Below are 23,521 nucleotides of genomic sequence, written 5' to 3'. Positions count from 1 at the left end.
CGCCGGGATCGTCCGCGGGCGGCGCATGACTGTGCCGCCGGGCCCACCAGGTGTGGAAGGCGGCCGTGGCGACCAGCGCGATCGCCGAGAACACCAGCAGGTACGGGCCGTCGGGCCCCTTGGCGATGGTCTTGGCGATCGTGTCGGCCACCACCACGGCGGTGAACAGGGCCGCGAGCTCGATCAGGTCGTGCCGCCAGTGGTGGGTGCGGCGGGCGTTCTTCGTGCGCGTCATGTCGGTCATGACCTCACTGTGACCCAGCGGTGTTGCGTGATCACGAACGCCTTGTGACTGACGGGTTAAGCGCCGATCTGGGGCACTAGTGACCGATTTACGCTGCTTCTGTCGGCGTACGATCGGTCCGCCGGCCGAGGGCGGCCGCCAGCCTCCGGGCCTGCGTCACCAGCTGCGTCGAGCCCCGCCGGGCCGCCAGCCCGGCGAGCCCCGCCACCTCCCCGGAACCGCCGCTCCGCTCCACGCACTCGGCGGCCACCGCCAGCAGCTCCCCGGCCCCGTGCACCGGCTTCGGCGCCGAGAGCACCGAGGGCAGCAGGCCGAGCAGCACCGCCCGGACCGTCGCGTACGCACCGGTCGCCGCCGCCGTACGGGCCGCGTCCGCCAGCCGGTTCGGCTTGACCGTCCCCTCGGCGACGAGCTCGGCGAGGCGCGCGGCGAGCAGCGACGGGTCGAGCTCGCCGCGGGAGGCGAGGACGAGCAGCGCGTCGACGGCCGTCAGCCGGTCCTCGACGTGCCGGCAGCCGAGACCCACGGCGAGGGCCGCGTGGACGGCGGGACCGATCGGACCGTCGGCCTCGGCGAGCGCGGTGAGACCCGAGGCCGCACCCCGCTCCTCCCACTCGGCCCCGCCGGCAAGCGTGGGCAGCAGCCAGGCCGCGAGCGTCTCCCGGTCGTCGGGGAGGACGCCGGGCCAGAGCGGGCGCAGACCGGACCAGTGGTACCCGTCGCATCCGCGGACGATCTCCGTCCCGGACCCGCCCAGCCACTGGAACGCCGGCGGGAACTCCTCGCGTATCGCCCGGCGCTCGCGGACCGACACCACCAGCCGGTCGGCCAGCCACCACCGCCCCGACCGCCGGTCCTGGCCACGGGCCAGGAACCGCGTCCCCGGTGAGAGCGACTCGTCCGCCGACAGCCATTCCGCGAGCCGCGTCCCCGCCCGCGTGCCGAGCGCCGCCGCGGCGGCGGCCGCCTCCGCCGCCGCCGGGCCGGCCTTCCGTACCCGCAGCAGCGACTGCGCCAGATCCACCGGCAGTGGTTCGACACCGGCGTCCCGGTACTCCCGCAGCCGCTCCACCAGGACCGGCGGATCGATCGCCCCCGTGTGGTGGGTGGGCGTGGCGAGGAGGAAGGGTACGGGTGCCGCCGTGGCCACCAGCCACGCGGCCTCCCAGGCGCGCACGTCGATCACCCGCGTCAGGGCCTTGTGGGCACAACTCGGCGTGCCGGAGGGACGCCTGCGGGCGATGTCGAGCTGCTGCGGCCGTACCGCACCCGCGAGGGCGGCCAGCACGGTGAGGACGCCCTCCGAGCCCTGGGACACATGGTCGCGGTGCTCCATCCAGTACGCGCCGGCGAACGTCTCCCGCACCGCCGCCGCCAGCGCCTCCCGGTCCAGGTGCGCCAGCCGTACGACAGCGTCCAGGGCTCGCTCGAACTCCTCGACGGACGCGTACGGATTCCGCGCCAGGGCGACCAGGTCCTCCATCAGCTCCGCGACCGTCCCCGCCGCCGGCGCCAGCGGGCGCAGCTCCGGGACCGGCGGCAGCACCTCCACGTACGGCACGTCGTCGGCCAGGGCGGCCAGACCGAACAGCTCCGCGGCTGCCGCGCGGTGCACCGGGCTCAACAGCTCCGCCGCGCCCGCCAGTTCCTCCCGCACCTGCTCGTCCGGCACGTGCTTCAGGTACCGGCCCACCAGGGCGAGCGCCCGCTCCTGGACCGTCGTGTCCTCGTGCCCGAAGGCGTCCGTCACCACCGGCAGCAGCTCGGCCGCCGCTCCCGGCTCGCGCCGCAGCGCCTTGCCCAGCAGGGTCAGCTGCGCCCGCACCAGCTTCTTCTCGCTGCGGAACAGCACCGCACCGGACATCTCCGCGAGCTCCCGCACCGCGAGCCCGCCGCTCAGCGCGAGCTCCGCCAGCACCTCCTGGGCGTACGCCGCCACCGGCGAGGGCGCGTCCGCCGCCATGCCCAGCCAGTCCGGGATCCGCGACCGCCGCTCCTCGTCCGTCGTGCCGAGCAGCCGCAGCAGGGCCAGCGGGAAGCGCAGGTCCCGCGGCCGTCCCCCGCGCAGCAGCCGGGACACGCAGCCGTCGACCAGCATCGTCCGGTCGAGGAGTCCCTCCTCGGTGAGCGCCCTGAGCGCGGTCGGCCAGTGCCCGGGATCCTCGGGCCCGGCCGACCAGGTGAGCCGGTCGGGCGTCTCCGTCAGCGCGAGCACGTACGGCACGAGCACCGGCGTCTGGGGGTCCTCGCGCAGCCGGTCGAGCAGCCGCCCGTTCGTCAGCGTCCGCGTCCAGCCCCGGAGGTAGGCCTCGGTGGTGGGCGCCGGGCAGCCGGAGCGGACCACGAGGGTGTGCACCAGGCGGTACTGCTCCTCCGCCACGGACGGCCGCTCGGCGAGCCGCTGCGCCACGTTCGCGAGCCAGTCCGCATCGCGGTCGGCGAGCACCCGGAGGACGTCGTCGACCGTGTTCCCACCCCAGTCCGACAGGTCACGCGCGCCGATCCAGGCAGCCGCCGCGGCGGGTCCGGTGTGGCAGCCGGCGCCCGCCACCCGCAGGGCGCAACGGACCGCCCGCTGCTCGTTCCACCGGTCCCAGCCCCAGCCCCGCACCTCCTTGCGCAGCTCGCCCAGCTTCGGCAGCACCGCCTTGCGGGCGGCGGCGTCCAGCCCCGCCAGCAGGCCGGGCACCTTCTCGTGGCTCCCCGCGCGGACCGCCCCGAGCAGCTCCTCCACCGTCGTCGTCCCCGTCATCGCGCGCCCCCCGCCATCTCCGCCGTTCCTGTCGTCCCCGCCGTCTCCACCGCGCCGCCCCGCCGCGCCATGCGCACCGCGAGGGCGTGCTTGCACGGCCCCCGCCGGCCCCGGTACTCCGCCCACCACGGGCAGGTGCAGCTCAGCCGCCCGCCCTCCGACTCCCGCACCTGGTAACGCCGTTCACCGGAGTACACCGACGCGAGGTCGCCGTCCAAGGTCACCGCGCCCTCCGAGAGCAGCGCCCGGGCCGCGACCAGGCGCGGATTGTGCCGCTCGGCGCGGTCGGCGTCGTACGGCAGCTCGCGGTGGAAGTAGGCGGCCTCCGCCACGTCGTAGCCCACGCGCCCCGCCGTCCCGAGCCGGGTGAGGGCGGCCCGCACCCGGTCCACGGTCAGTCCCGACTGCTCCGCCAGATCGGCGAGGTCGATCCGCGGCTCCCAGGCGAGCAGCACCGAGACCAGCTCCGCGTCCTGCGCCGCCTCCTCCGTGGCGAGGGCCTCGAGCACGCCGCCCTCGCCGGAGAAGCCGCGCGCCGGGTCGGGGGACAGGGTCAGGGTCAGCCGCATGCCCGGCAGCTCCACCTCCCAGGCGCTCGCCGCCGCCGTCCCGTCCGGCACCGGCCCGTACACCCGCAGCGCGGTCGCGTGCCGCAGCACCCGCTCCAGGGCCACGAGCCGGTCCGGCCCCGCCAGGCACACCGCACCCGGGACCGGCCGCGTCGTCGGCCGCAGCGTCCGGCCGGACCGCACCACCCACAGCGGGCCCCGGCCCCGCGCCTGGGAACGCGGCAGTGAACGCAGGAAGCGCACCGCCTCCGCCCCGGACAGCTCCGCCCGCAGGTCGAAGCCGGCGGAGGAGACCTGGGCCTCGGCGAAGCCGCGCAGCCAGCGGTCCGGCAGCGGCACCTTCTTCTCCACGACCGGCCCGTCGAGCGTGGTCACCGCCATCTCCTCGGGCCCGACCCGGAGGTGCAGCGGATCGTCGCCGGTGAGCCGGGAAAGGGCCTCCCGGAGCGGGTTGTTCACGTCCACGTTGGTCGTGCCGTGACCGGTCTCCGCCCCGTCCAGACCCGCGCTCAGCACGTCCAGGCGGGCGTAAACCCCGCCGCAGCCCGAGAAGGACTCGAAGCGCAGCCGGTCCCCGTTCCCCGTCACCACGGGGTCCAGCGAACCCGGTCGTATCCGCTGGTGGTAGCGGGCCGCGGCCACGTCGGCCACGGCCAGCAGCCCGCGCGCGGCGATCTGCGGCGAGGTGAGGAAACCGGAGAAGAACCGGGGGTTGGCCTCGGCGCCGAGCGGCGTGAGGCCCCCGGCCGTCTCCAGGCCGAGCAGCCGCCCGGAACCCACGGGCTCCAGGGCGGACGGGCGTGCGTAGGCGAGCGCCTGTACGGATCGCGTCATGGAAACGACGGTAGGACCCGGCACTGACAACGACCCCTGGACCGCAGTCCGCTCGCCGCTCGCCGCTCGCCGCTCGCCGCTCGCCGCTCGCCGCACGCCGTCCCGGCGCCGGACGCACGCCGCTTGTCGCCCGCCGGTCCGCCGCACGCCCGGTGAGCCAGCCTCTACTGCCCCACGCGCCCCGGCTGCAGCACCTTCGAGAACAGGACCGTGCCGCCCTCGGCGCGCAGCCGGACCGTCAGTTCCCCGCTGTCGCCGTCGATGTCGACCTCGCCGAAGTACTGCGGGCTCTCCATCGGCGACAGGTTGGCCCGCTCCGGAGCCCGCACGAAGACCCGCTCGGGCCCGAAGGTGCCGTCCAGCCTGTTCGCCGGGAAGCCGCCGGCCGCCAGCGGCCCCGACACGAACTCCCAGAACGGAGCGAAGTCCTGGAACGCGGCGCGCTCCGGCGCGTAGTGCTGTGCCGAGGTGTAGTGCACGTCCGCCGTCAGCCACAGGGTGCCGGTGATCCGCCGGTGCTTGATGAACCGCAGCAGCTCCGCGATCTGCAGTTCGCGGCCGAGCGGTGCGCCCGGGTCGCCCTGCGCGACCGCCTCGAAGTCCGTCGCGCCGTCCGTGACGACGAGCCCGAGCGGCATGTCCGCCGCGAGCACCTTCCACACCGCGCGCGAGCGGCTCAGCTCGCGCTTCAGCCACTCCAGCTGCTCCGCGCCCAGGATGCCCGTCGTGGCGTCGGCCTGGCGGCCCGGCGAGTTGGCGTTCCGGTACGAGCGCATGTCGAGCACGAAGACGTCGAGCAGCGGTCCGTGCCGCACCACCCGGTGCATCCGGCCCTCCGCCCGGCTCTCGCCCGCGCGCGCGTGCAGCGTGGACACCGGGAAGTACTCGGCGAAGGCCCGCGAGGCCCGGGCGGCGAGGACGTCGACGTCCTTCTCGGTGTAGCGGGCGTCGTCGAGGATCTGTCCGGGGTACCAGTTGTTGCGGACCTCGTGGTCGTCCCACTGGACGATCGTCGGCACCTGTGCGTTGAAGGCGCGGACGTTGTGGTCGAGCAGGTTGTAGCGGAAGTTGCCCCGGTACTCGGCCAGGGTCTCGGCGACCTTCGACTTCTCGGGCGTGGTGACGTTCCGCCAGATCCGGCCGTCCGGCAGGGTCACGCTGGGCTGGATGACGCCGTCCGCGTAGATCGTGTCGCCGCTGCACAGGAAGAAGTCCGGGTCGAGCCGGCGCATCTCCTCGTACGCGCGGAAGCCGCCGATGTCCGGGTTGATGCCCCAGCCCTGCCCGGCGATGTCGCCCGACCACAGGAAGCGCACGCCGTCCCGGCGCCGCGCGGGCGCCGTACGGAAGGTGCCGGTGACCGGCTCGCCGGTACGGCGCGGGTCGTCCGGGTCGGCGAGGGTCACCCGGTAGTGGATCTGCTCGCCGGCCGGCAGGCCCCGCAGCGCGGTGGTCCCGGTGAAGTCCGTGCCGGGGCCGAGGAGCGGCCCGAGGTGCCGGCGGACCCGCCGGAACGACTCGCCGGACGAGGTCTCCACGATCATGCGGGCGGGCCGGTCCGAACGGACCCACACCAGGCCCGAGTGCGCGGTCACGTCACCGGTCTGCACGCCCCACGCGGCCGACGGCCGTCCCGACAGCGCGAAGGCCGGGCCCGCGAAGGCCCCGCCTCCGACCGTCAGGGCGGCCGCGGACGCGGCGAGCGACCCGCGCAGGACCGTGCGACGGGCGGGAGCGGCGGCTGCCGGGCCGGGTGTGGGCTGGGACATCGAGCGCCTCCGGAGGACGGTGCGGAACGGAACGCCCCATGCCTAGCGCCCGGTTGCGGCGTCCAGCCGAACCTCGCGTGAACAACGGGCGGGCCGGGAAAGCGCCCCCGCCCCGCCCGCCTCCTCCACGCCGCCCGCCGGCCCCGCCCGGCCCGCCGCCTCCCCTGCGGTCCCCGCCTCCTCCGCGCCGCCCGCGTTCTCCGCCCCGTACGCCTCCTCCGCCTCGTACGCCTCCGCGAGCAGCCGTACGCCGAGGGCGATGTCCGAGGGCGTCAGGTGGGCGTAGCCGATGACCAGGCGTACGGCACCGTCGTCGGGGCGGGTCGTGCCGTAGTCCTCCAGGGGGCGCAGGGCCACTCCGGCGGTGCGGGCCCGTTCCAGGAGGCGGGGCGTCGGGCCGTACGCGTGCGGCACGCGCGCGATGACGTGGAGTCCGGCGGCGATGCCGCTCACCTCGGTGCCGGGGAAGTGCTGCTCCAGGGCGGTCACCAGGGCGTCCCGCCGCTCGCGGTAGGCGCGCTGGCAGCGCCGCAGCTGGCGGTCGTAGCCGCCGCTCGTCACGAAGCGGGCGAGCACCGCCTGGTCGAGGACCGGGTTGCCGAGGTCCATCGTCCGCTTGCGCTCCACGACCTCGCCGAGCAGCGCCTCGGGGACCAGCATCCAGCCCAGGCGCATGCCCGGCGCGAGTGACTTGCTCACGGAGCCCGCGTACGCGACCCGCTCGGGGTCGAGGCCCTGCAGCGCGCCGACCGGCGCCCGGTCGTAGCGGAAGTCGCCGTCGTAGTCGTCCTCCAGGACGAAGCCGTCCACCGACCGTGCCCAGTCGAGCAGTCCGGCCCGCCGCCGCGCCGTGTAGGCGATGCCGGACGGGAACTGGTGCGACGGCGTCACCACCACCGCCCGCACGCCGGAAGCGGCCAGCGGTCCCGGCACCAGGCCCTCCGCGTCGACCGGCAGCCACACCGTGTCCAGGCCGGTCGAGGCGAACAGCCTGCCGTGCTCCGGACTGCCCGGATCCTCGACACCCACCGCGCCGTGCCCGTGCGCCCGCAGCGCGAAGCCCAGCAGCGTGGCCGCCTGCGCCACGCCGGAGCACACCACCAGACGCTCGGGGTCGGCCACGACGCCGCGCCGCCGCGCGAGCAGCGCCGCGAGCGCGCCCCGCAGTTCCGGGAGGCCGCGCGGATCGGGATAGCCGAGCCGCCGGTGCGCGAGTTCCGTCAGTACGGCGCGCTGCGCGGCGCCCCAGGCGGACCGGGGGAAGAGCGACAGATCGGGCGTGCCGGGGTGGAAGTCCACCCGCACGCCCGGCGTGCGCGGCGCGAGGTCGCGTACGCCGGGCGCGGCGGCGCGCGCCGTTCCGCCCACCCAGGTCCCGGACCCCCGGCCGCTGCGCAGATAGCCCTCCGCCGTGAGCTGCTCGTACGCCTCCGTCACCAGGCCCCGGGAGACGCCGAGGTCGGCGGCGAGCGCGCGGCTCGACGGCAGCCGGGTCCCGGCGGCGAGCCGTCCCGTCCGCACGGCCTCCCGAAGCGCCTCCTGGAGCGCACGGCCCCGCTGTCGCGCAGGGGCCGCCGCCGCGGGCAGCAGCAGTTCCCAGGCCGGTTGCCCGCGCATTCCCACGCCCCCTCGTCCTCCGCGTCGCCCAGGAGCGGAGCGTACCGGCAGAGGCCGGGGCACCCCCTAGAAGAGCAGGTCCCGCACCCGGTCCAGGACCGTGAACATGACCACCGCCAGGACCACGAAGACGGCGACGCACCCGACGTTCACCCAGTTCCAGTCGCCGCCGGCGTCGACGTCGTGGGAATCCCGCCCGCCCGAGTCCCCGTCGAACCAGTCCATGTGCCGCCGCCCCCCAAGTGGTCCCCGATCCCGTCGTGGAAGTGGACCTCCAAACAGGCCGGTCCGGTTCCTAGCGTCGGTGGCATGAACGCGAACTCCCTGCGCGGCGCCCTCCTGGTCACCGTCGCCTACGCCCTCGTCGGCGCCTCCTTCACCGCCAACAGCCTGCTCGGCTCCTACCCTTACGCCGGCGGCCAGGCCCTGCGCTACGCCGCCGCCTGCCTGCTCCTGCTGCCGCTGCTCGGCCGGGGCGCGCTCGCCCCGCTGCGCGCGCTCACCGTCCGGCTGTGGCTGCGGATCGCCCTCGTCGCGGCCGTCGGCATGGTCGGCTTCAACCTGGCGATCCTGGCCGCGGAGCGGACCGCCGAGCCCGCCGTGCCCGGCGTCCTGGTCGGCTGCGCGCCGGTCGTGGTCGCCGTCCTGGTGCCGCTGACGGAGGGGCGCCGGCCCACGAGGGCGGTGCTGTACGGCGCGGTGCTCGTGGCCGCGGGGGCCTTCACCGTGCAGGGCTGGGGCCGCACCGACCTCGCCGGGCTCGGCTGGTCGGCGGCCGCCCTCGCGGGCGAGGTCGGCTTCACGGTGCTCGCGGTGCCGGTGCTGCGGCTGCTCGGGCCGAAGCTCCTGACGTCCGTCGTGTGCGGCGTGGCCGCCGTCGAGGCGACGGCGCTCGGCCTGCTCGTCGAGGGCACCGCGGCGCTGCGGATGCCGACGGCCGTGGAGGCCGGGGCGCTGGTGTGGCAGGCGGCGCTGGCGACCGTCGTCGGCTTCGTCCTCTTCTACATGGGTGTCCAGCGGATCGGCATGGAGCGCGCCACGCTGTTCACCGGTGCCATCCCGGTGGCCGCCGCGCTCACCGCGGTCGCGGTCTCGCACGGTTCCTTCGGCCCGGCGCAGGCCGCCGGCGGACTCCTGGTGGGGGCCGGGGCGGCCCTGGGCTCGGGCCTGTTCGACGGGCGGACCCGGACCGGCGGGGCGTCAGACCGCGCTGCCGGCGCTGCCGTCCAGGATCACCCGGGACACCAGCGCGGGGTCGTCGTTCATGGGGACGTGACCGCAGCCGGGAAGCCGGATCAGCCGGGCGCCCGGGATGGCGCGCTTGGCCCGGATTCCCTGGCGGCGCAGCAGGAGCCGGTCCCTGGTGCCCCACGCGACGGTCACCGGTACGGCGGGGACGTCCTCGGTGAACAGCACGTTCCGGCCCGCCGCGAGGGTCTCCTCGAAGCCGGTGGCCCGGCTCAGTGACAGCGTCTCGGCGACCGCTGCCTCGGGTGAAAGCCGCCCGGGGCGGGCGTAGATGGAGCTGGTGAGGACGGTGCGGCCGGCGGCGCTCCGGGACAGCCGCTCGACCAGCGGGACCGGCATCGCCCGTGCGGCGCCCCGCATCGCGCGCAGCGTGGTGAACGCGTAGCGCCGCTCCGCCTGCGACCAGAAGCCGGCCGGCGAGATCGCCGTCACCGAGCGCACCAGCTTCTCGCGGCCGAGCTCCAGGGCGAGCAGCCCGCCCAGCGAATTGCCCGCCACGTGCGGGCGTTCGATCCCGAGCGCACCGCAGAACGCGTCGAGCACCGGCACCACCGTGCGCAGGTCGTACGCGAGCGGGGGCGGCAGCGCCGGTGAGGAACCGAAGCCGGGCAGGTCGACGGCGATCACGTCCCGCTCGGTGGCGAGGATGTCGATGACCGGCTCCCACGCCTGCCAGAGATGACCGATGCCGTGGAGCAGCAGCAGGGGTTCACCCGCGCCCCGGCGCTCGTACGTCTCGGTGACCGTGCGCGGCCCGGCCGTCGACTCCACCGGGAACGAGATCTGTGCGGACATGGTTCTCCCTGTCGTGCGTGGTCGTGCGTACCGGCACTCTGCAAGACACCCTGTCAGCAAGAATTACCGGTGAGTAGAGTCCAGTTCAAGACCGGGGCCGCAACGGGATCCCAACGGGGGTCCAGTTCAGGATCCGGGGTCGCAACGGGATCCAACTGGACACAGGAGAACGGGTCGGCTGGGATGGAGGGCGTGCCGACCGAGATGCTGACCGACCCCACCGACCTCTTCGAGGAACACCGCGCGATGCTCACCGGCGTCGCCTACCGCATGCTCGGCCGCGCCGCCGACGCCGAGGACGTGGTGCAGGAGGCCTGGCTGCGCTGGACCTCCGGCGACCGCGCCGAGGTCCGCGAGCCGCGCGCGTACCTCGTCCGCATCACCACCCGGCTCGCCGTCGACCGGCTCCGCCAGATCCAGTCCCGCCGCGAGTCCTACGTCGGCCCCTGGCTGCCCGAGCCCGTCGTCACCGACTTCGGGCCCTCCGTGCCCGACACCGCCGAACGCGCCCTGCTCGCCGACTCGGTGTCCCTCGCCCTGCTCGTCGTCCTCGAGTCCCTCTCGCCGCTGGAGCGCGCGGTGTTCGTGCTCCGCGAGGCCTTCGGCTTCCCCTTCGCCGAGATCGCCGCCACCCTCGACCGCAGCGAGTCCGCCGTCCGCCAGCTCGCCGCCCGCGCCCGCAGGCACGTCGACGAGGGCCGCCCGCGCTACGACGTCGACCCGGCCCAACGGCGCGACCTCACCGAGCGGTTCCTCGCCGCCGCCACGAACGGCGACCTGGAGGGCCTGCTCGCCCTCCTCGCGCCGGACGTCCGGCTGGTCGGCGACAGCGGCGGCAAGGCCAAGGCCCCGCTGCGCATCATGGAGACCGCCGACAAGATCGGCCGCTTCATGGTCGCCGTCGCCCAGGGCGCGGGAGCGGACTTCGACTTCCGCTTCGAGGAGATCAACGGCGGCCCGGCGCTGGTCGCGCTCGTCGGCGGCCGGGTCGACGCCGTCTACCAGGTCGACGTCCGCGACGGCCGGATCGCCTGCATGTACATCCTGCGCAACCCCGACAAGCTCCAGGGCCTCTCCCTGGACTGAGCCCCCTCCAGGCCGCCGCTTCCGGCCGCCTTCCCGCTCGCCAGCCTCCCGACCGCCCGCCCGCCCCGGAGCCGAACGCTCCGGGGCGGGCCTTCTGCTGCCCGGGGCCCACCGGGACGCGAACGTCCTGTGAACGATCTAGGTCAGAGGGTCACATTCGGGGCCGCACGACGGAGGATTGGTCTTGACCAAGGGTGGGTCGCGCCTTATGGTCGCAGAGTTAGTGCAGGAACCTTTAATAAACAAGGGCGCGGAAAACGCCGCGGGACACGGCGAATGTGCGGAGGATCAGGGTGGGGACCACGCAGCTCGAAGCAGCACCGGAGCCGAAGTACTGGCACCTCAAGACCGTGATCAGCGAAGCCCTCGACTCGGAGTTCGCGGTCGGGGAGATCCTGCCCAACGAGCGCGAGCTGGCCGCCCGCTTCGGCGTCGCCCGCGCCACCCTCCGGCAGGCCCTGGAGCAGCTGGAGCTGGAAGGCCGTCTGCAGCGCCGCCGCGGCGTCGGCACCACGGTCGCCCCGCCGCGCGTCGGCGTCGACGTCTCCACCACCCAGCAGGCCTGGCCCGGCGCCGGCGAGGAGACCTGGCAGTCCGTCGACTGCGCCGCCGACACCGCCCCGGCCGCCGTCGCCCGCCTCCTCGACGTCCAGTCCGGCGAGCGCGTCCACATCGTGCGCCGGCTGCGCGTGACCGAAGGCCGGCCCGTCGCGGCCGAACTGCTCTACGTGCCCGCCGGCTCGGTGCCCGGCCTCGTCACGGCCGACAGCGCCGACGGCGCCACCCGCGCCCGTGCCGTGCTGCGCGAACTGCGGCGGCTCGACCTCGAAGGCCAGGACCGCGCCGTCGAACTCGGCTCGGCCCGCGCCGACGACGCCAAGGAACTCGACCGGCTGCCCGGCTCCCCGGTCCTCGTCGTCACCACCCGCTACCTCTCCGGAGGCCGGACCGCGGCCGTGTCCGTGGCCACCTACCGCGCCGACACCTGCCGCCTCACCTTCGGCGACTCCGGCGACCTGGCCATGGCGTCCTGACGCCACGCAAGCTCTGCGGAAAGGCCCCGGGCACGTGCCCGGGGCCTTCCCCGTGCCGCCGTCCCGTTCTTCGTACCGCGCGGACGCCTAACGCCGGGCCGTGACCCTGCCGTCCACCGCGAAGAGCTGCTCCTCCACGTGGTCGAGCGCGAGCCGCAGCGCGCCCGTGCCCACCGCCGCCTCGCCCAGCATCGACAGCACCACCCGCGGCGGCCGCAGACAGAACCGGGCCAGCTCGTCGCGCAGCGGCTGCAACACGCCGTCCAGGCCGGCCGCCCAGCCGCCGATCACCACCAGCTCCGGATCGAGCGCGAGGACGAGCGCCGCCACGTCGTGCACCAGACGCTGGATGAACCGCTCCACCGCGGCCTCCGCCGGCGCGTGACCCTGCCGGGCCAGCGCGAACACCTCCGCCACCGCCTGCTCGTCGAGCGGGTGGAGCGGTTCGTCGGTCGGTGACAGCAGGTGCTCGGGCGTGACCCCGCGGCCCAGCAGGTGCAGGGCCCCGATCTCGCCGGCCGCCCCGCCGAAACCGCGGTGCAGCCGCCCGCCGATCAGCGAACCGGCACCGGGGCTCAGCCCGGCGAGCACGAACACGATGTCGTCGGAATCGGTCGCCGCACCCTTCCAGTGCTCGGCGACCGCCGCCGCGTTGGCGTCGTTCTCCACGATCACCGGGCAGCGGAAGGAGCGCCGCAGCCGCTCGCCCAGCGCGAGCCCCGTCCAGCCCGGCAGCGCCGTGCCCAGCCGGACCGTCCCGTCCGCCTCCACGATCCCCGGCGTGCCGACGCCCACGGCCCGCAGGTTCGAGCGGGGCACCCCGGTCCGCCGCAGCACGTCGGCCACCACCGTCCGCACCCGGTCGAGGCGCTCGTCCTCCGGCGCGGTCTCCGCGACCTCACGCGAACCCGCGCCGATGATCCGGCCGTCCAGACCGGAGATCAGCGCGGCGACCCGGTGCGGCCCGATCTCGATGCCGAGCAGATGACCCGCCTCCGCCCGGAAGCGGAACCTCCGGGCCGGCCGGCCCTGCCGCCGGGTCTCGCCCTCCTCGGGCGCCGCCTCGACGACCAGACCGCCCTCGATCAGCCCCTCGGTCACCCCCTCGACCGTCGGCCGGGAAAGCCCCGTGATCCGGGTCAGGTCCGTGAGCGTGAGCGCGTCGGAGCCCCGCAGCGCATGGAGTACCACCGCGGAATTGATCCGCCGCAGCAGAGACGGATCCCCGCCGGTCAGCCGCCCCACCGTGTGTCCTCCCAGCTCGTGCGCCTCTTTGGCCGGATGTTACTCAATGGACCCGGGAGCGGCGAGCGCCGCCCGGGGCCCGCCGGGCCGCGGAGCGCACCCGGGCGTCTGACGCGCCGCCAGTTGTCAGTGCCCGGCGCTTTACTGGACCCATGACCCTGGCACGGCACGTCGCCGCACTCGACCTGCTGCGCGGACGCCCCTTCCGCGACGGCGGGCACCACCTGGCCGAGTTATCCGCCGCCGACGCCTCCGAGGAACAGACGGAGGCGGAGCGGACGGCACTCGCCGGCCGTCTCGCCGACCGCTGGGGACCGCCGCAGCACGTCGGCCTCGGCTCGCTGCTGCTCCGGGCCGAACGCGGCGAGCACATACCCGCGCCCTGGGACCTGCTGAGCGAGGCGGCGGCCGGCGTCGAGCTGTGGCGCGCGGACGGGAGGTGGATCGCGCTCGGAGTCGTACGGACGGGAGAGGACGAGCACCGCATACTCGTCTGCGTCACCGTCGTGGACCCGCCATGAGACCTGAGTCCCCTGACAGGCCCTAGGCGGCCCGTCGGTCCGGCACGCCCGCCGCCTCCCGCAGCCGGGCGAACTCCTCCGCCATGCTCTGCGCCGTCCAGCGGGCGTTCAGGCCGCTGGGGCTGGGCAGCGCCCAGATCCGGGTGGTTCCGTGCGGCCCGGTGATCGTCCGCTCCTGCGGTCCGATCGCCGCCCCGGGCTCGCCGAAGGCCGTGCGGTACGCGGTGACACCGGCGATCGCGAGCCAGCGCGGGGCCAGCCGCGCCACCTTCTCGGTGAGGATCCGGCCGCCCTCCCGGTACTCCTCGGCGGTCAGCTCGTCGGCCCGCGCGCTCGCCCGCGCCACCACGTTGGTGATGCCGAGCCCGTACGCCAGCAGCTCCTCCTGCTCCGCCGGCGCGAACCGCCGCGGCGTGAAACCGGACAGGTGCAGGACCGGCCAGAACCGGTTGCCCGGGCGGGCGAAGTGCAGGCCCGTCGCCGCCGTCATCAGACCCGGGTTGATCCCGCAGAACAGCACCGAAAGGCCGCCCGCGGTCACGTCGGGGACGAGACGGTCGCGGGCGGCCTCCAGCTGCTGCGGGGTGAAGCGGGTCAGAGGATCGACCCGGGGGTGTAGCCGGCGGCCTCGGGGTGCTGCTTGGCGATCTCCTCGATCCGGGAGACCACGGAGGTGACCTGGTCGGCGGCGGCACCGGTGAAGGACAACTTGTCCGCCATCAGCGCGTCCAGCTGCTCACGGTCCAGCGGGATCCGGTCGTCGGCGGCCAGCTTGTCCAGCAGCTCGTTGCGCTCGGCGCCCTGCTCGCGCATGGCGAGGGCGGAGGCCACGGCGTTCTCCTTGATCGCCTCGTGGGCGACCTCGCGGCCCACGCCGGCCCGCACCGCGCCCATGAGGACCTTGGTGGTGGCCAGGAACGGCAGGTAGCGGTCGAGCTCGCGGGCGACGACGGCCGGGAAGGCGCCGAACTCGTCGAGCACGGTGAGGAAGGTCTCCAGGAGACCGTCGAAGGCGAAGAAGGCGTCCGGCAGGGCCACCCGGCGGACCACCGAGCAGGAGACGTCGCCCTCGTTCCACTGGTCGCCCGCCAGCTCGCCGGTCATCGACGCGTAGCCGCGCAGGATGACCATCAGGCCGTTGACGCGCTCGCAGGAGCGGGTGTTCATCTTGTGCGGCATCGCGGAGGAGCCGACCTGGCCCGGCTTGAAGCCCTCCGTGACCAGCTCGTGGCCCGCCATCAGACGGATCGTCTTGGCGATCGAGGAGGGGGCGGCGGCCAGCTGCACGAGCGTGGTGACCACGTCGTAGTCGAGCGAGCGCGGGTAGACCTGGCCGACCGAGGTGAAGGCGTGGGCGAAGCCGAGGTGACCGGCGATCCGCTGCTCCAGCTCCGCCAGCTTCGAGGCGTCGCCGCCGAGCAGGTCGAGCATGTCCTGGGCGGTGCCGACCGGGCCCTTGATGCCGCGCAGCGGGTAGCGGCCGAGCAGGTCCTCCAGGCGCGCGTACGCCACGAGCAGCTCGTCGGCGGCGGTCGCGAAGCGCTTGCCGAGGGTGGTGGCCTGCGCGGCCACGTTGTGCGAGCGGCCGGCCATGACGAGCTCGCCGTACTCGGCGGAGAGCCTGCCGAGGCGGGCGAGGACGGCGACCGTACGGTCCCGCATCAGCTCCAGGGAGAGCCGGATCTGGAGCTGCTCGACGTTCTCGGTGAGGTCGCGCGAGGTCATGCCCTTGTGCACGTGCTCGTGGCCGGCGAGGGCGTTGAACTCCTCGATGCGGGCCTTCACGTCGTGGCGGGTGACCTTCTCGCGCTCGGCGATCGAGCCGAGGTCGACCTGGTCGAGCACGCGCTCGTAGTCGGCGAGGGCGGCGTCGGGAACCTCGATCCCGAGGTCCTTCTGCGCACGCAGCACGGCGAGCCACAGCTGACGCTCCAGCTTCACCTTCTGCTCGGGGGACCAGAGGACGGCGAGCTCCGCGGAGGCGTAGCGGCCGGCCAGGACGTTGGGGATGCGGGGCTTCGCAGTCGCAGCAGTCACGTGTCCAGAGTTTACTGGTGATTTCTGCAGGCCAGCGCCAGGGTCCGGGCTGGAGCTTGCTACGAGACGGGGGTCACGTCAGCGCTTCCGGCGCCTCGTACGGCAGCAGCTCCGGACGCTTCGGCGGGCGGCCGTCGCCCGAGGAGCGGCCGGTGAGCCGGCGGCCGATCCACGGCCCCAGGTGCTCCCTGGCGAACCGGGCGTCGGCGATCCGGCGGGAGGCCCAGCCCGGGCGGACGGTCGGGGCGAGCGGCGAACGCCAGTCGTGCTCCTCCGGCAGACCGAGGGTCTGCCAGACCGCCTCCGCGACCCGCCGGTGCCCCTCGGCGGTCAGGTGGAGCCGGTCCACGTCCCACATCCGCGGGTCGGCGAGCGCCGGGGCGCCGTACAGGTCGACCACCAGGGCGCCGTGCCGGGCGGCCAGCTCGTCGACGTACGCGAAGAGCTCCTCCATGCGGGGCCGGAAGCGCTCCAGGACCGGGCCGTTGCGGCCCGGGCTGCGCATCAGGACCAGCCGCCCGCACGAGGGGGCCAGCCGCTCGACGGCCTCGCCGAGCAGGGCCCGCACCCGGCCCATGTCGCACTTGGGGCGCAGGGTGTCGTTGAGGCCGCCGACCAGCGTCACCACGTCGGCCTTCATCGCCGCCGCCGCGTCCACCTGCTCGTCGACGATCTGCCCGATCAGCTTGCCGCGCACGGCCAGGTTGGCGTAGCGGAAGCCGGGCGTGCGGGCGGCGAGCCGGCCCGCGAGGACGTCGGCCCAGCCCCGGTAGGAACCGTCCGGCCGCAGGTCCGACATACCCTCGGTGAAGCTGTCGCCCACGGCGACGAGACTGGTGTACGTGGCATTGATCTCCATGACCCCGCGATCATACCGCCCGGTATGGAGCGCGCGACGACGGGGAACCGGGAGCGAGCGCCTGGCTGCGGGCGCCCGCGCTCTGACCCGAGGGCCGGAGGCGGACCGCGCCACGAACGCGGAGGGCCCGGAACGCTCCTCGCGTCCCGGGCCCTCCGGCGGAGCGGCGAGGGCTACGGCGCCGAGGGGCGTCCCACCAGCTCCCGCAGCACGTCCTCCATCGTCACCAGGCCGGCCAGCTTGCCGTCCTCGTCGACGACCGCCGCCAGGTGGGTACGGCTGCGCCGCATCGCCGTCAGCACGTCGTCCAGCGGCGTGGCCGCCTTCACCTGGGCGATCGGCCGCATCGCCGACACCGGGAACGGCAGGTCCCGCGGCGAGATGTCCAGGGCGTCCTTCACGTGGAGATAGCCCAGGATCCCGCGGTCCGCGTCGACCACCGGGAAGCGGGAGAACCCGGAGCGCGCGGACAGCGCCTCGATCTCCTCCGCAGTCGTGCCCACCTGCGCGTACACGACCTTCTCCACCGGCATCACGACGTCACGCACCGGGCGCCGGCCCAGTTCGAGGGCGTCGTGCAGCCGCTCGGCCGCGCGGTCGTCGAGCAGACCCGCGTCGCCGGCGTCGGTGACCATCCGGGCCAGCTCGTCGTCCGAGAACGTCGCGGCCACCTCGCCCTTGGCGTCCACCCGCAGCAGCTTCAGGATGCCGTTGGCGAAGGCGTTGATCGAGAAGATCACCGGCTTCAGCGCGCGCGTGAGGGCCACCAGCGGCGGGCCGAGGAGCAGCGCCGTGCGGGTCGGCTCGGCCAGGGCGATGTTCTTCGGGACCATCTCGCCCAGCAGCATGTGCAGGTACGTGGCGAGCGTCAGCGCGATGACGAACGAGATCGGGTGCACCAGGCCGTGCGGCACGCCGACGGCGTCGAACACCGGCTCCAGCAGGTGCGCGATGGCCGGCTCGGCCACGATGCCGAGCACCAGGGTGCTCAGGGTGATGCCGAGCTGGGCGGCGGCGAGCAGTGCCGAGACGTGCTCGAGCCCCCAGATGACGCTGCGCGCCCGCCGGTCGCCGGACTCGGCGTGCGGCTCGATCTGGCTGCGGCGCACGGAGATCATGGCGAACTCGGCGCCGACGAAGAAGGCGTTGACGACCAGGGTCGCCAGGCCGATCAGCAGCTGGATCACGGTCATCGGCCGGCCTCCTCGTCCGTGTCGCCGGAGCGGGGGAGCGGGGCATGCAGCAGCACGCGCGCCGCGCGCCGCCCGGACGCGTCCACCACGTCGAGCCGCCAGCCGGCCAGTTCCATGCTGTCGCCGACGGCCGGGATCCGGCCGAGCTCGGTGGCGAGCACGCCCGCCAGGGTCTCGTACGGGCCCTCCGGCACCTTCAGGCCGATGGCCTGCAGCTGGTCGGTGCGGGCGGCGCCGTCCGCCGACCACAGCTCGCGGCCGTCGGCGTCCTCGCCCGCCCGCGCCAGGTCCGGCGTCTCGTGCGGGTCGTGCTCGTCGCGCACCTCGCCGACGACCTCCTCGACGATGTCCTCCAGCGTCGCGACGCCCGCCGTGCCGCCGTACTCGTCGATGACGACGGCCATGGTCTGCTTCCCGGAGAGCCGGTCGAGCAGCTTGTCCACGGTCAGGCTCTCCGGCACGAGCAGCGGCTCGCGCAGTATGTCGCCGACCGGGCGCAGGCGCCGCTCGTCGGCCGGTATGGCCAGCACGTCCTTGATGTGCGCGATGCCCACGACCGAGTCGAGGCTGCCGCGGTACACGGGGAAGCGGCTCAGGCCGGTCGCGCGCGTCGCGTTGGCGACGTCCTCGGCGGTGGCCTGCACGTCCAGGGCGGTGACCTGGACGCGCGGGGTCATCACGTTCTCCGCGGTCAGCTCGGCCAGGTTCAGCGTGCGGACGAACAGCTCGGCGGTGTCCGCCTCCAGCGCGCCCTCCTTCGCGGAGTGCCGCGCCAGCGCCACCAGCTCCTTCGGGGAGCGGGCGGAGGCCAGCTCCTCGGTCGGCTCCATGCCGAGCCGGCGGAGAACCCGGTTGGCCGTGTTGTTCAGATGGCTGATCAGCGGCTTGAAGGCGGCGGTGAAGAACCGCTGCGGGTTGCCCACCACCTTGGCGACCGCCAGCGGCGAGGAGATCGCCCAGTTCTTGGGCACGAGCTCGCCGACGACCATGAGGACCACGGTCGACAGGGCGGTGCCGATCACCAGGGCGAGCGAGGAGGCGATCGACTCGGAGAAGCCGAGGGACTTCAGCGGTCCGCGGATCAGGGCGGCGATCGAGGGCTCGGAGAGCATGCCGACGACCAGATTGGTGACGGTGATGCCGAGCTGGGCGCCCGAGAGCTGGAAGGTGAGCGACCTGACCGCCTTCAGCGCGCCGGCCGCGCCGCGCTCGCCGCGCTTCGCCGCGGCCTCCAGCTCGCCGCGCTCGACCGTGGTCAGCGAGAACTCGGCCGCGACGAACGCACCGCACGCCACGGCGAGCAGCAGCGCCACCAGGAGCAGCAGTACCTCGGTCATCGGTTCACCTCCTTCCCCGGGTGAGTCCCATGATCACTCAGAGGAGGGAGGACCGCGCGATGTCGGCTGCGGAAGCGGGAACGGCTACTGGGAGGCTCGCCCATGGGCGGACGCTCACACCTTTCGGTCGGATGATCGGATTCTGCCCACCCATAGTAAAGGATCGGCAAAGCGGCGTGGTGGCCGGCGGCGGCCCCCCGACCGGCCCGGCGGCCGACCGGCCCGGCGGGCGGGAAGGCGGCCCGGGTCAGGCCGGCAGCGGCTTCACCCAGCGCGTCCACTGCTCTTCCGGGCCGTACTCGGCCGCCCGCCACACCGCCCGCCCGAGCGCGTTGCGGTCGAGGACCATCGCGTCCGCGCGCCGCCCGCCGAGCCGTACGAACCGCTCCTCGGCCGCCGCGAGGAGCGCGCCGCCGATGCCGCGCCGCCGGTGCCCGGGGTGGACGGCGAGCCGGTACAGATGGCAGCGCCAGCCGTCGAACCCGGCGATCACCGTCCCGACCAGCTCACCGGCCCGCTCGGCGAGCAGCAGCGCCTCGGGGTCCCGCTCCACGAGCCGGGCGACGCCCGCCGGGTCGTCGCTGATGCTCGTGCCCTCGGCGGCGGCCTTCCAGAAGGCGAGCACCGCGTCGATGTCGGCCGCGACCGCGGCCCGTATCCGAAGATCGTCCATGCCCGCATCCCACCACCGGCGGCGCCGGGCGTCGAGCGCGTTTCACCGGTCAGGACGCCGCGTGCCCGGGCCGCTCGCGCCGGCGCAGTTCGGCGATCACCGGACCGAAGGCCTCCATGGCGTCGTCCAGGACCGTGAAGTAGGAGAGTCCCAGCCGCTCGCGGAGTGCCGTCAGCCGGTCGGCGATCTCCCGTACCGTGCCGATCGCGAGGATGGGCAGGTCGAGCACCTGCTCCTCGGTCAGGTACGGGACGCGCGGAAGGAAGTCCGCCACCGCCGCGGCCGGGTCGTCGGTCACGAGGACGCGCTGGAGCAGCAGATTGAGCTCCGCCGGACGCTCCCGCCCGGCCTCCGCCTCGAAGCCCCGGTACGTCCCGACCCGCCCGGCCAGCTCCTCGGCGGTCAGCACCGTCACCGACTCGCCGGTGAACCGCCCGCCGCTGAACGCCGTCACGTCGGCGTGCCGGGCCGCGAGCCGCAGCACGCGATCGCCGTTGCCGCCGACGAGCAGCGGGGTGCGGGGGCTCGTCCCGTCGCCCTTCAGCGCCCCGGCCAACTCCTCGACCGTACGCGCCAGATGGGCGACGCGTTCGCCCGGCGGCAGGAACGGGATCCCGGCCTCCTCGTGCTCGGCGCGCACGTAGCCCGTGCCCAGACCGAGCTCCAGCCGGCCGCCGGTCAGAGCGGCCGTCGTGGCCACCTCACGGGCCAGCAGCGCCGGGTTCCAGAATCCCGCGTTGAGCACGAAGGTCCCGAGACGCGGCCGGGTGGTCGCCTCCGCGGCCGCGACCAGCGAGGGGAACGGGGCGGGCATCCCGAGGTGGTCGGCGACCAGGATCAGGTCGTAACCGAGCTCCTCGGCGCGGCGGCAGCGGGTCCGCCACTCCCCGCCCGAGCCGGGCCTGAGCATGTTGACGGCGAAGCGGAACGGCGGCACCACGGCGCTACCTCCAGGATCGGGCCCGGCGCGCCCGGACGCGCGCCTGACGGACCTTCAGCCTGTCACGAAGCAGAACTCGTTGCCCTCCGGATCCCGCATCACCTGGAACGAACCCTGCTCGTCCGTCACGATCCCGCCGGACCGGCTCGCGCCCAGCGGCAGCGCCTCCTCGGCCGCCGCGGCCGGATCGCCGACCTCCAGGTCCAGATGGAGGCGGTTCTTCACCGCCTTGCCCTCCGGAACCCGCTGGAAGGCGAGGCGTACGAACCCCGGCGGGTCGACGTACGACCAGTCCGGACTCCGGTCGACCGGAGCCCCGCCCAGGAGCGCCGACCAGAACCGCGCGAGGGCGGCCGGGGCGGCGCAGTCGAAGACGATCTCCTGAACACGGGCACGAGGCATGGGCCCAGCCTAGGTCGTGGGCCGTAAGCCGTGGGGCGGTTGGCCGTGGGCCTCGTGGGGCCGTGGGGCGGTTGGCCGTGGGGCCGTCGGCCCTGGGGCTGTGCGGTGCGCTGCCCGGCGGCGTCCGCTGCCGGGCGTCCGCGGATCAGGCGCCGGCCGTCGCGGTGAACCCGGCCGCGTCCCAGGCGCCGCCCAGCGCCGGTGCCAGCCAGCCCGGTGCCGCCGCCCGGAACGCCTCGGGCGTCAGCGCGCCCGCCCCCTCCGGTACCGCCCCGAGGAGCGGGGCGCCCGCCGCCTTCGGCAGGTCCGTCAGATTGCAGCGCGCCGCCAGGTCCGGAGCGTCCGGCCAGCTGCCGATCACCACGCCCAGCTGCTCGATGCCGCGCGCCCGCAGCGCCTCCGCCGTCAGGGAGGCGGAGTTGAGCGTGCCGAGACCGGCGGGGACGACGACGAGGACCGGGGCGCCGAGGAGCCGCGCGGCGTCCGCGAGCGTCCCGCCCTCCTCGTCGAACCGTACGAGGAGCCCGCCGGCGCCCTCCACGAGGACCAGGTCGTGCTCCTCCGCCAGCTTCCGTGCCGCGTCCGCGACGTCCGCGGGTGCCACCGGCGCGAGCCCGGCCCGGCGCGCCGCGGTGTCCGGAGCCAGGGGCTCCGGAAAGCGCGCCAGTTCCGCGCCCGTCACCGCCGCCCCCGCCAGTCGCACGACCTCGTCGGCGTCGCCGGCCTCCCCGGCACCGACACCCGTCTGCGCGGGCTTGAGCACGGCGACGGACCGCCCGCCGGCGGAGGCGAGGGCCGCGACGGCCGCGGTGACGACGGTCTTGCCGATCTCGGTACCGGTGCCGGTGATGACGATGACGCTCAAGGGGATGTCCTCTTCCTTCCGTGAATCCGTGAACACAGACTGCCGTGCGACGGGACGCGACCGTCGGAGTGCCGGCTCAGCCCGCGACCGCCGCCGCCCGTACCGCCTCGCAGACGCGCGACACGTCCTCGTCGCCCGTCACGAACGGCGGCATCGTGTACACGAGGTCGCGGAAGGGCCGGAGCCAGACGCCCTCTCGGACGGCCGCGCGGGTCGCGGCCCGCATGTCGACGTCATGGTCGAGCTGGACCACGCCGATGGCGCCGAGGACGCGGACGTCACGGACACCCGGCAGACCGGCCACATCGGCGAGCCCCTCGCGCAGGCCCGCCTCGATGCGCTTGACCTCCACCCGCCAGTCCTGGCCGAGCAGCAGGTCGATCGAGGCGAGGGCGACCGCCGAGGCCAGCGGGTTGCCCATGAAGGTCGGGCCGTGGGCGAGGACGGGGACCTCGCCGCGCGAGATGCCCTCCGCGACCCGGCTCGTGCAGAGCGTCGCCGCCATCGACAGATAGCCGCCGGTCAGCGCCTTGCCGAGGCACATCACGTCGGGGGAGACCCCGGCGTGGTCGGCGGCGAACAGCGCGCCCGTACGTCCGAAGCCCGTCGCGATCTCGTCGAAGATCAGCAGCACGTCGTGCGCGTCGCACGCCTCCCGCAGCACCCGCAGGTACTCCGGACTGTGGAAGCGCATGCCACCCGCGCCCTGCACCACGGGCTCCACGATCACCGCGGCCAGCTCGTCGGCGTGCCGCCCGATCGCCTCGCGCAGCAGCTCGGCGTACGACTCCTCGTACCCGGCCGGCGGGGCGTCCACGAACACCTGCCGCTGCAGCACGCCCGACCAGAGCTCGTGCATGCCGCCCTCGGGGTCGCACACCGACATCGGCTGCCAGGTGTCGCCGTGGTAGCCGCCGCGCCAGGTGAGCAGCCGCCGCTTGCCCGGCCGGCCGACCGAGCGCCAGTACTGCAGGCACATCTTCGCGGCGACCTCGACCGCGACCGAGCCGGAGTCGCTGAGGAAGACGTGCCGCAGCGGCTCGGGCGTGATCTCCACGAGCCGCGCGGCGAGCCGCACGGCGGGCTCGTGGGTGAGCCCGCCGAACATGACGTGGCTCATGCGGTCGAGCTGGTCGCGCACCGCCTCGTTGAGCACCGGGTGGTTGTAGCCGTGGACGGCCGCCCACCACGACGACATGCCGTCGACCAACTCGGTCCGTCCCTCGACCGGTTCGGCGAGCCGGAGCCGTACCCCGGACGCGGACGCGACGACCAGCGGGTCCGTACGGCCGGGCATGGGGCCGTACGGATGCCAGACGTGCGCCCGGTCCAGGGCGAGGAGTTCGTCGTTACGCATTCGGGGCGAGGTCCGTGCCGGCACCGCGGCGGCGCACCGCCACCAGGTCCGTCCTGGCCCCGGAGGCGGCCGGCGCCTCCGCGGCGGCCGGCGCCTCGGCGGCAGGCGTCGCCTCGGGGGCCGCGCCACCGCACGGGCCGCAGC

The 23,521-nt window shown here is 74.6% G+C and carries 20 protein-coding genes and 3 pseudogenes; 4 read left to right on the top strand and 19 right to left on the bottom strand.

Features of this window, described 5'->3' with window-relative positions:
- From ACFWJO_RS33650 to ACFWJO_RS33625, 6 genes and pseudogenes are all read right to left on the bottom strand, one after another.
- Nucleotides 1-235, bottom strand: a pseudogene (locus tag ACFWJO_RS33650) (GNAT family N-acetyltransferase); the annotation flags it as partial.
- A gap of 97 nt (nt 236-332) precedes the next feature.
- Nucleotides 333-2,996 carry a DUF6493 family protein gene (locus ACFWJO_RS33645; RefSeq protein WP_386871382.1) on the bottom strand — a complete coding sequence of 888 codons (2,664 nt, stop codon included), beginning with the start codon at nt 2,994-2,996 and terminating at the stop codon, nt 333-335.
- Complete coding sequence (locus tag ACFWJO_RS33640; RefSeq protein ID WP_386871380.1) at nt 2,993-4,399, bottom strand: SWIM zinc finger family protein; 1,407 nt, start codon at nt 4,397-4,399, stop codon at nt 2,993-2,995. Before ACFWJO_RS33640 ends, ACFWJO_RS33645 begins: the two co-directional genes overlap by 4 nt.
- 164 nt (nt 4,400-4,563) lie before the next feature.
- Nucleotides 4,564-6,168: an alkaline phosphatase D family protein gene (locus ACFWJO_RS33635; RefSeq protein ID WP_386871379.1), complete on the bottom strand. Its 1,605-nt coding sequence runs from the start codon at nt 6,166-6,168 to the stop codon at nt 4,564-4,566.
- A gap of 42 nt (nt 6,169-6,210) precedes the next feature.
- The gene (locus tag ACFWJO_RS33630; RefSeq protein WP_386871377.1) at nt 6,211-7,785 is read right to left on the bottom strand and encodes a PLP-dependent aminotransferase family protein; all 1,575 of its coding nucleotides are present in this window, start codon (nt 7,783-7,785) and stop codon (nt 6,211-6,213) included.
- A 66-nt stretch (nt 7,786-7,851) separates the two neighbouring features.
- A complete protein-coding gene (locus ACFWJO_RS33625; RefSeq protein ID WP_386871376.1) occupies nt 7,852-8,010 on the bottom strand; it encodes a hypothetical protein in 159 nt (52 codons plus the stop codon).
- An 84-nt stretch (nt 8,011-8,094) separates the two neighbouring features.
- Between ACFWJO_RS33625 and ACFWJO_RS33620 the strand changes: the two are divergent.
- A pseudogene (locus ACFWJO_RS33620) lies at nt 8,095-8,931 on the top strand (EamA family transporter); the annotation flags it as partial.
- 54 nt (nt 8,932-8,985) lie between these two features.
- Here ACFWJO_RS33620 and ACFWJO_RS33615 read toward each other — a convergent pair.
- Nucleotides 8,986-9,828, bottom strand: coding sequence for an alpha/beta fold hydrolase (locus ACFWJO_RS33615; protein ID WP_386871374.1), 843 nt, complete (start codon nt 9,826-9,828; stop codon nt 8,986-8,988).
- Nucleotides 9,829-10,032: 204 nt separating this feature from the next.
- Between ACFWJO_RS33615 and ACFWJO_RS33610 the strand changes: the two genes are divergently transcribed.
- Both ACFWJO_RS33610 and ACFWJO_RS33605 read left to right on the top strand, forming a co-directional pair.
- Nucleotides 10,033-10,914 carry an RNA polymerase sigma-70 factor gene (locus ACFWJO_RS33610; RefSeq protein ID WP_386871429.1) on the top strand — a complete coding sequence of 294 codons (882 nt, stop codon included), beginning with the start codon at nt 10,033-10,035 and terminating at the stop codon, nt 10,912-10,914.
- Between the two features lie 293 nt (nt 10,915-11,207).
- Complete coding sequence (locus tag ACFWJO_RS33605; protein WP_386871372.1) at nt 11,208-11,948, top strand: GntR family transcriptional regulator; 741 nt, start codon at nt 11,208-11,210, stop codon at nt 11,946-11,948.
- An 87-nt stretch (nt 11,949-12,035) separates the two neighbouring features.
- Here ACFWJO_RS33605 and ACFWJO_RS33600 read toward each other — a convergent pair whose 3' ends face one another.
- Complete coding sequence (locus tag ACFWJO_RS33600) at nt 12,036-13,193, bottom strand: ROK family transcriptional regulator (protein ID WP_386871370.1); 1,158 nt, start codon at nt 13,191-13,193, stop codon at nt 12,036-12,038.
- Between the two features lie 152 nt (nt 13,194-13,345).
- Between ACFWJO_RS33600 and ACFWJO_RS33595 the strand changes: the two genes are divergently transcribed.
- Entirely contained in the window at nt 13,346-13,714 is a 369-nt protein-coding gene (locus tag ACFWJO_RS33595; RefSeq protein ID WP_386871368.1) for a hypothetical protein, read from the top strand.
- Nucleotides 13,715-13,736: 22 nt separating this feature from the next.
- Here ACFWJO_RS33595 and mug read toward each other — a convergent pair whose 3' ends face one another.
- The 11 genes and pseudogenes from mug to ACFWJO_RS33540 form a co-directional block, all read right to left on the bottom strand.
- Nucleotides 13,737-14,312 (bottom strand): G/U mismatch-specific DNA glycosylase, encoded by a 576-nt coding sequence (gene mug, locus ACFWJO_RS33590; RefSeq protein ID WP_386871427.1) that lies wholly within the window; start codon nt 14,310-14,312, stop codon nt 13,737-13,739.
- Complete coding sequence (purB, locus tag ACFWJO_RS33585) at nt 14,309-15,751, bottom strand: adenylosuccinate lyase (RefSeq protein ID WP_386871366.1); 1,443 nt, start codon at nt 15,749-15,751, stop codon at nt 14,309-14,311. The genes mug and purB overlap by 4 nt, the downstream gene beginning before the upstream one ends.
- Before the next feature lie 73 nt (nt 15,752-15,824).
- Nucleotides 15,825-16,610 (bottom strand): SGNH/GDSL hydrolase family protein, encoded by a 786-nt coding sequence (locus ACFWJO_RS33580; protein WP_386871364.1) that lies wholly within the window; start codon nt 16,608-16,610, stop codon nt 15,825-15,827.
- Between the two features lie 173 nt (nt 16,611-16,783).
- Nucleotides 16,784-17,803: a hemolysin family protein gene (locus ACFWJO_RS33575; RefSeq protein WP_386871362.1), complete on the bottom strand. Its 1,020-nt coding sequence runs from the start codon at nt 17,801-17,803 to the stop codon at nt 16,784-16,786.
- The gene (locus ACFWJO_RS33570; protein WP_386871360.1) at nt 17,800-19,140 is read right to left on the bottom strand and encodes a hemolysin family protein; all 1,341 of its coding nucleotides are present in this window, start codon (nt 19,138-19,140) and stop codon (nt 17,800-17,802) included. Before ACFWJO_RS33570 ends, ACFWJO_RS33575 begins: the two co-directional genes overlap by 4 nt.
- Nucleotides 19,141-19,387: 247 nt before the next feature.
- A complete protein-coding gene (locus ACFWJO_RS33565; RefSeq protein WP_386871358.1) occupies nt 19,388-19,813 on the bottom strand; it encodes a GNAT family N-acetyltransferase in 426 nt (141 codons plus the stop codon).
- Between the two features lie 49 nt (nt 19,814-19,862).
- Nucleotides 19,863-20,753, bottom strand: coding sequence for a TIGR03621 family F420-dependent LLM class oxidoreductase (locus tag ACFWJO_RS33560; RefSeq protein ID WP_386871357.1), 891 nt, complete (start codon nt 20,751-20,753; stop codon nt 19,863-19,865).
- Between the two features lie 54 nt (nt 20,754-20,807).
- Entirely contained in the window at nt 20,808-21,155 is a 348-nt protein-coding gene (locus ACFWJO_RS33555; RefSeq protein ID WP_386871355.1) for a VOC family protein, read from the bottom strand.
- A gap of 145 nt (nt 21,156-21,300) precedes the next feature.
- A complete protein-coding gene (gene bioD, locus ACFWJO_RS33550; RefSeq protein ID WP_386871353.1) occupies nt 21,301-22,020 on the bottom strand; it encodes a dethiobiotin synthase in 720 nt (239 codons plus the stop codon).
- A gap of 76 nt (nt 22,021-22,096) precedes the next feature.
- On the bottom strand, nt 22,097-23,377 hold the full coding sequence (locus ACFWJO_RS33545; protein ID WP_386871351.1) for an adenosylmethionine--8-amino-7-oxononanoate transaminase: 1,281 nt from the start codon (nt 23,375-23,377) through the stop codon (nt 22,097-22,099).
- A pseudogene (locus ACFWJO_RS33540) lies at nt 23,370-23,521 on the bottom strand (biotin synthase BioB); the annotation flags it as partial. The pseudogene ACFWJO_RS33540 and the gene ACFWJO_RS33545, both read right to left, overlap by 8 nt.

Source organism: Streptomyces sp. NPDC127092, from assembly GCF_042722475.1.
Taxonomy (GTDB): domain Bacteria; phylum Actinomycetota; class Actinomycetes; order Streptomycetales; family Streptomycetaceae; genus Streptomyces.
The sequence above is the reverse complement of the archived record's forward strand: the minus strand, read 5'-3'. Positions and strand labels throughout refer to the sequence as shown.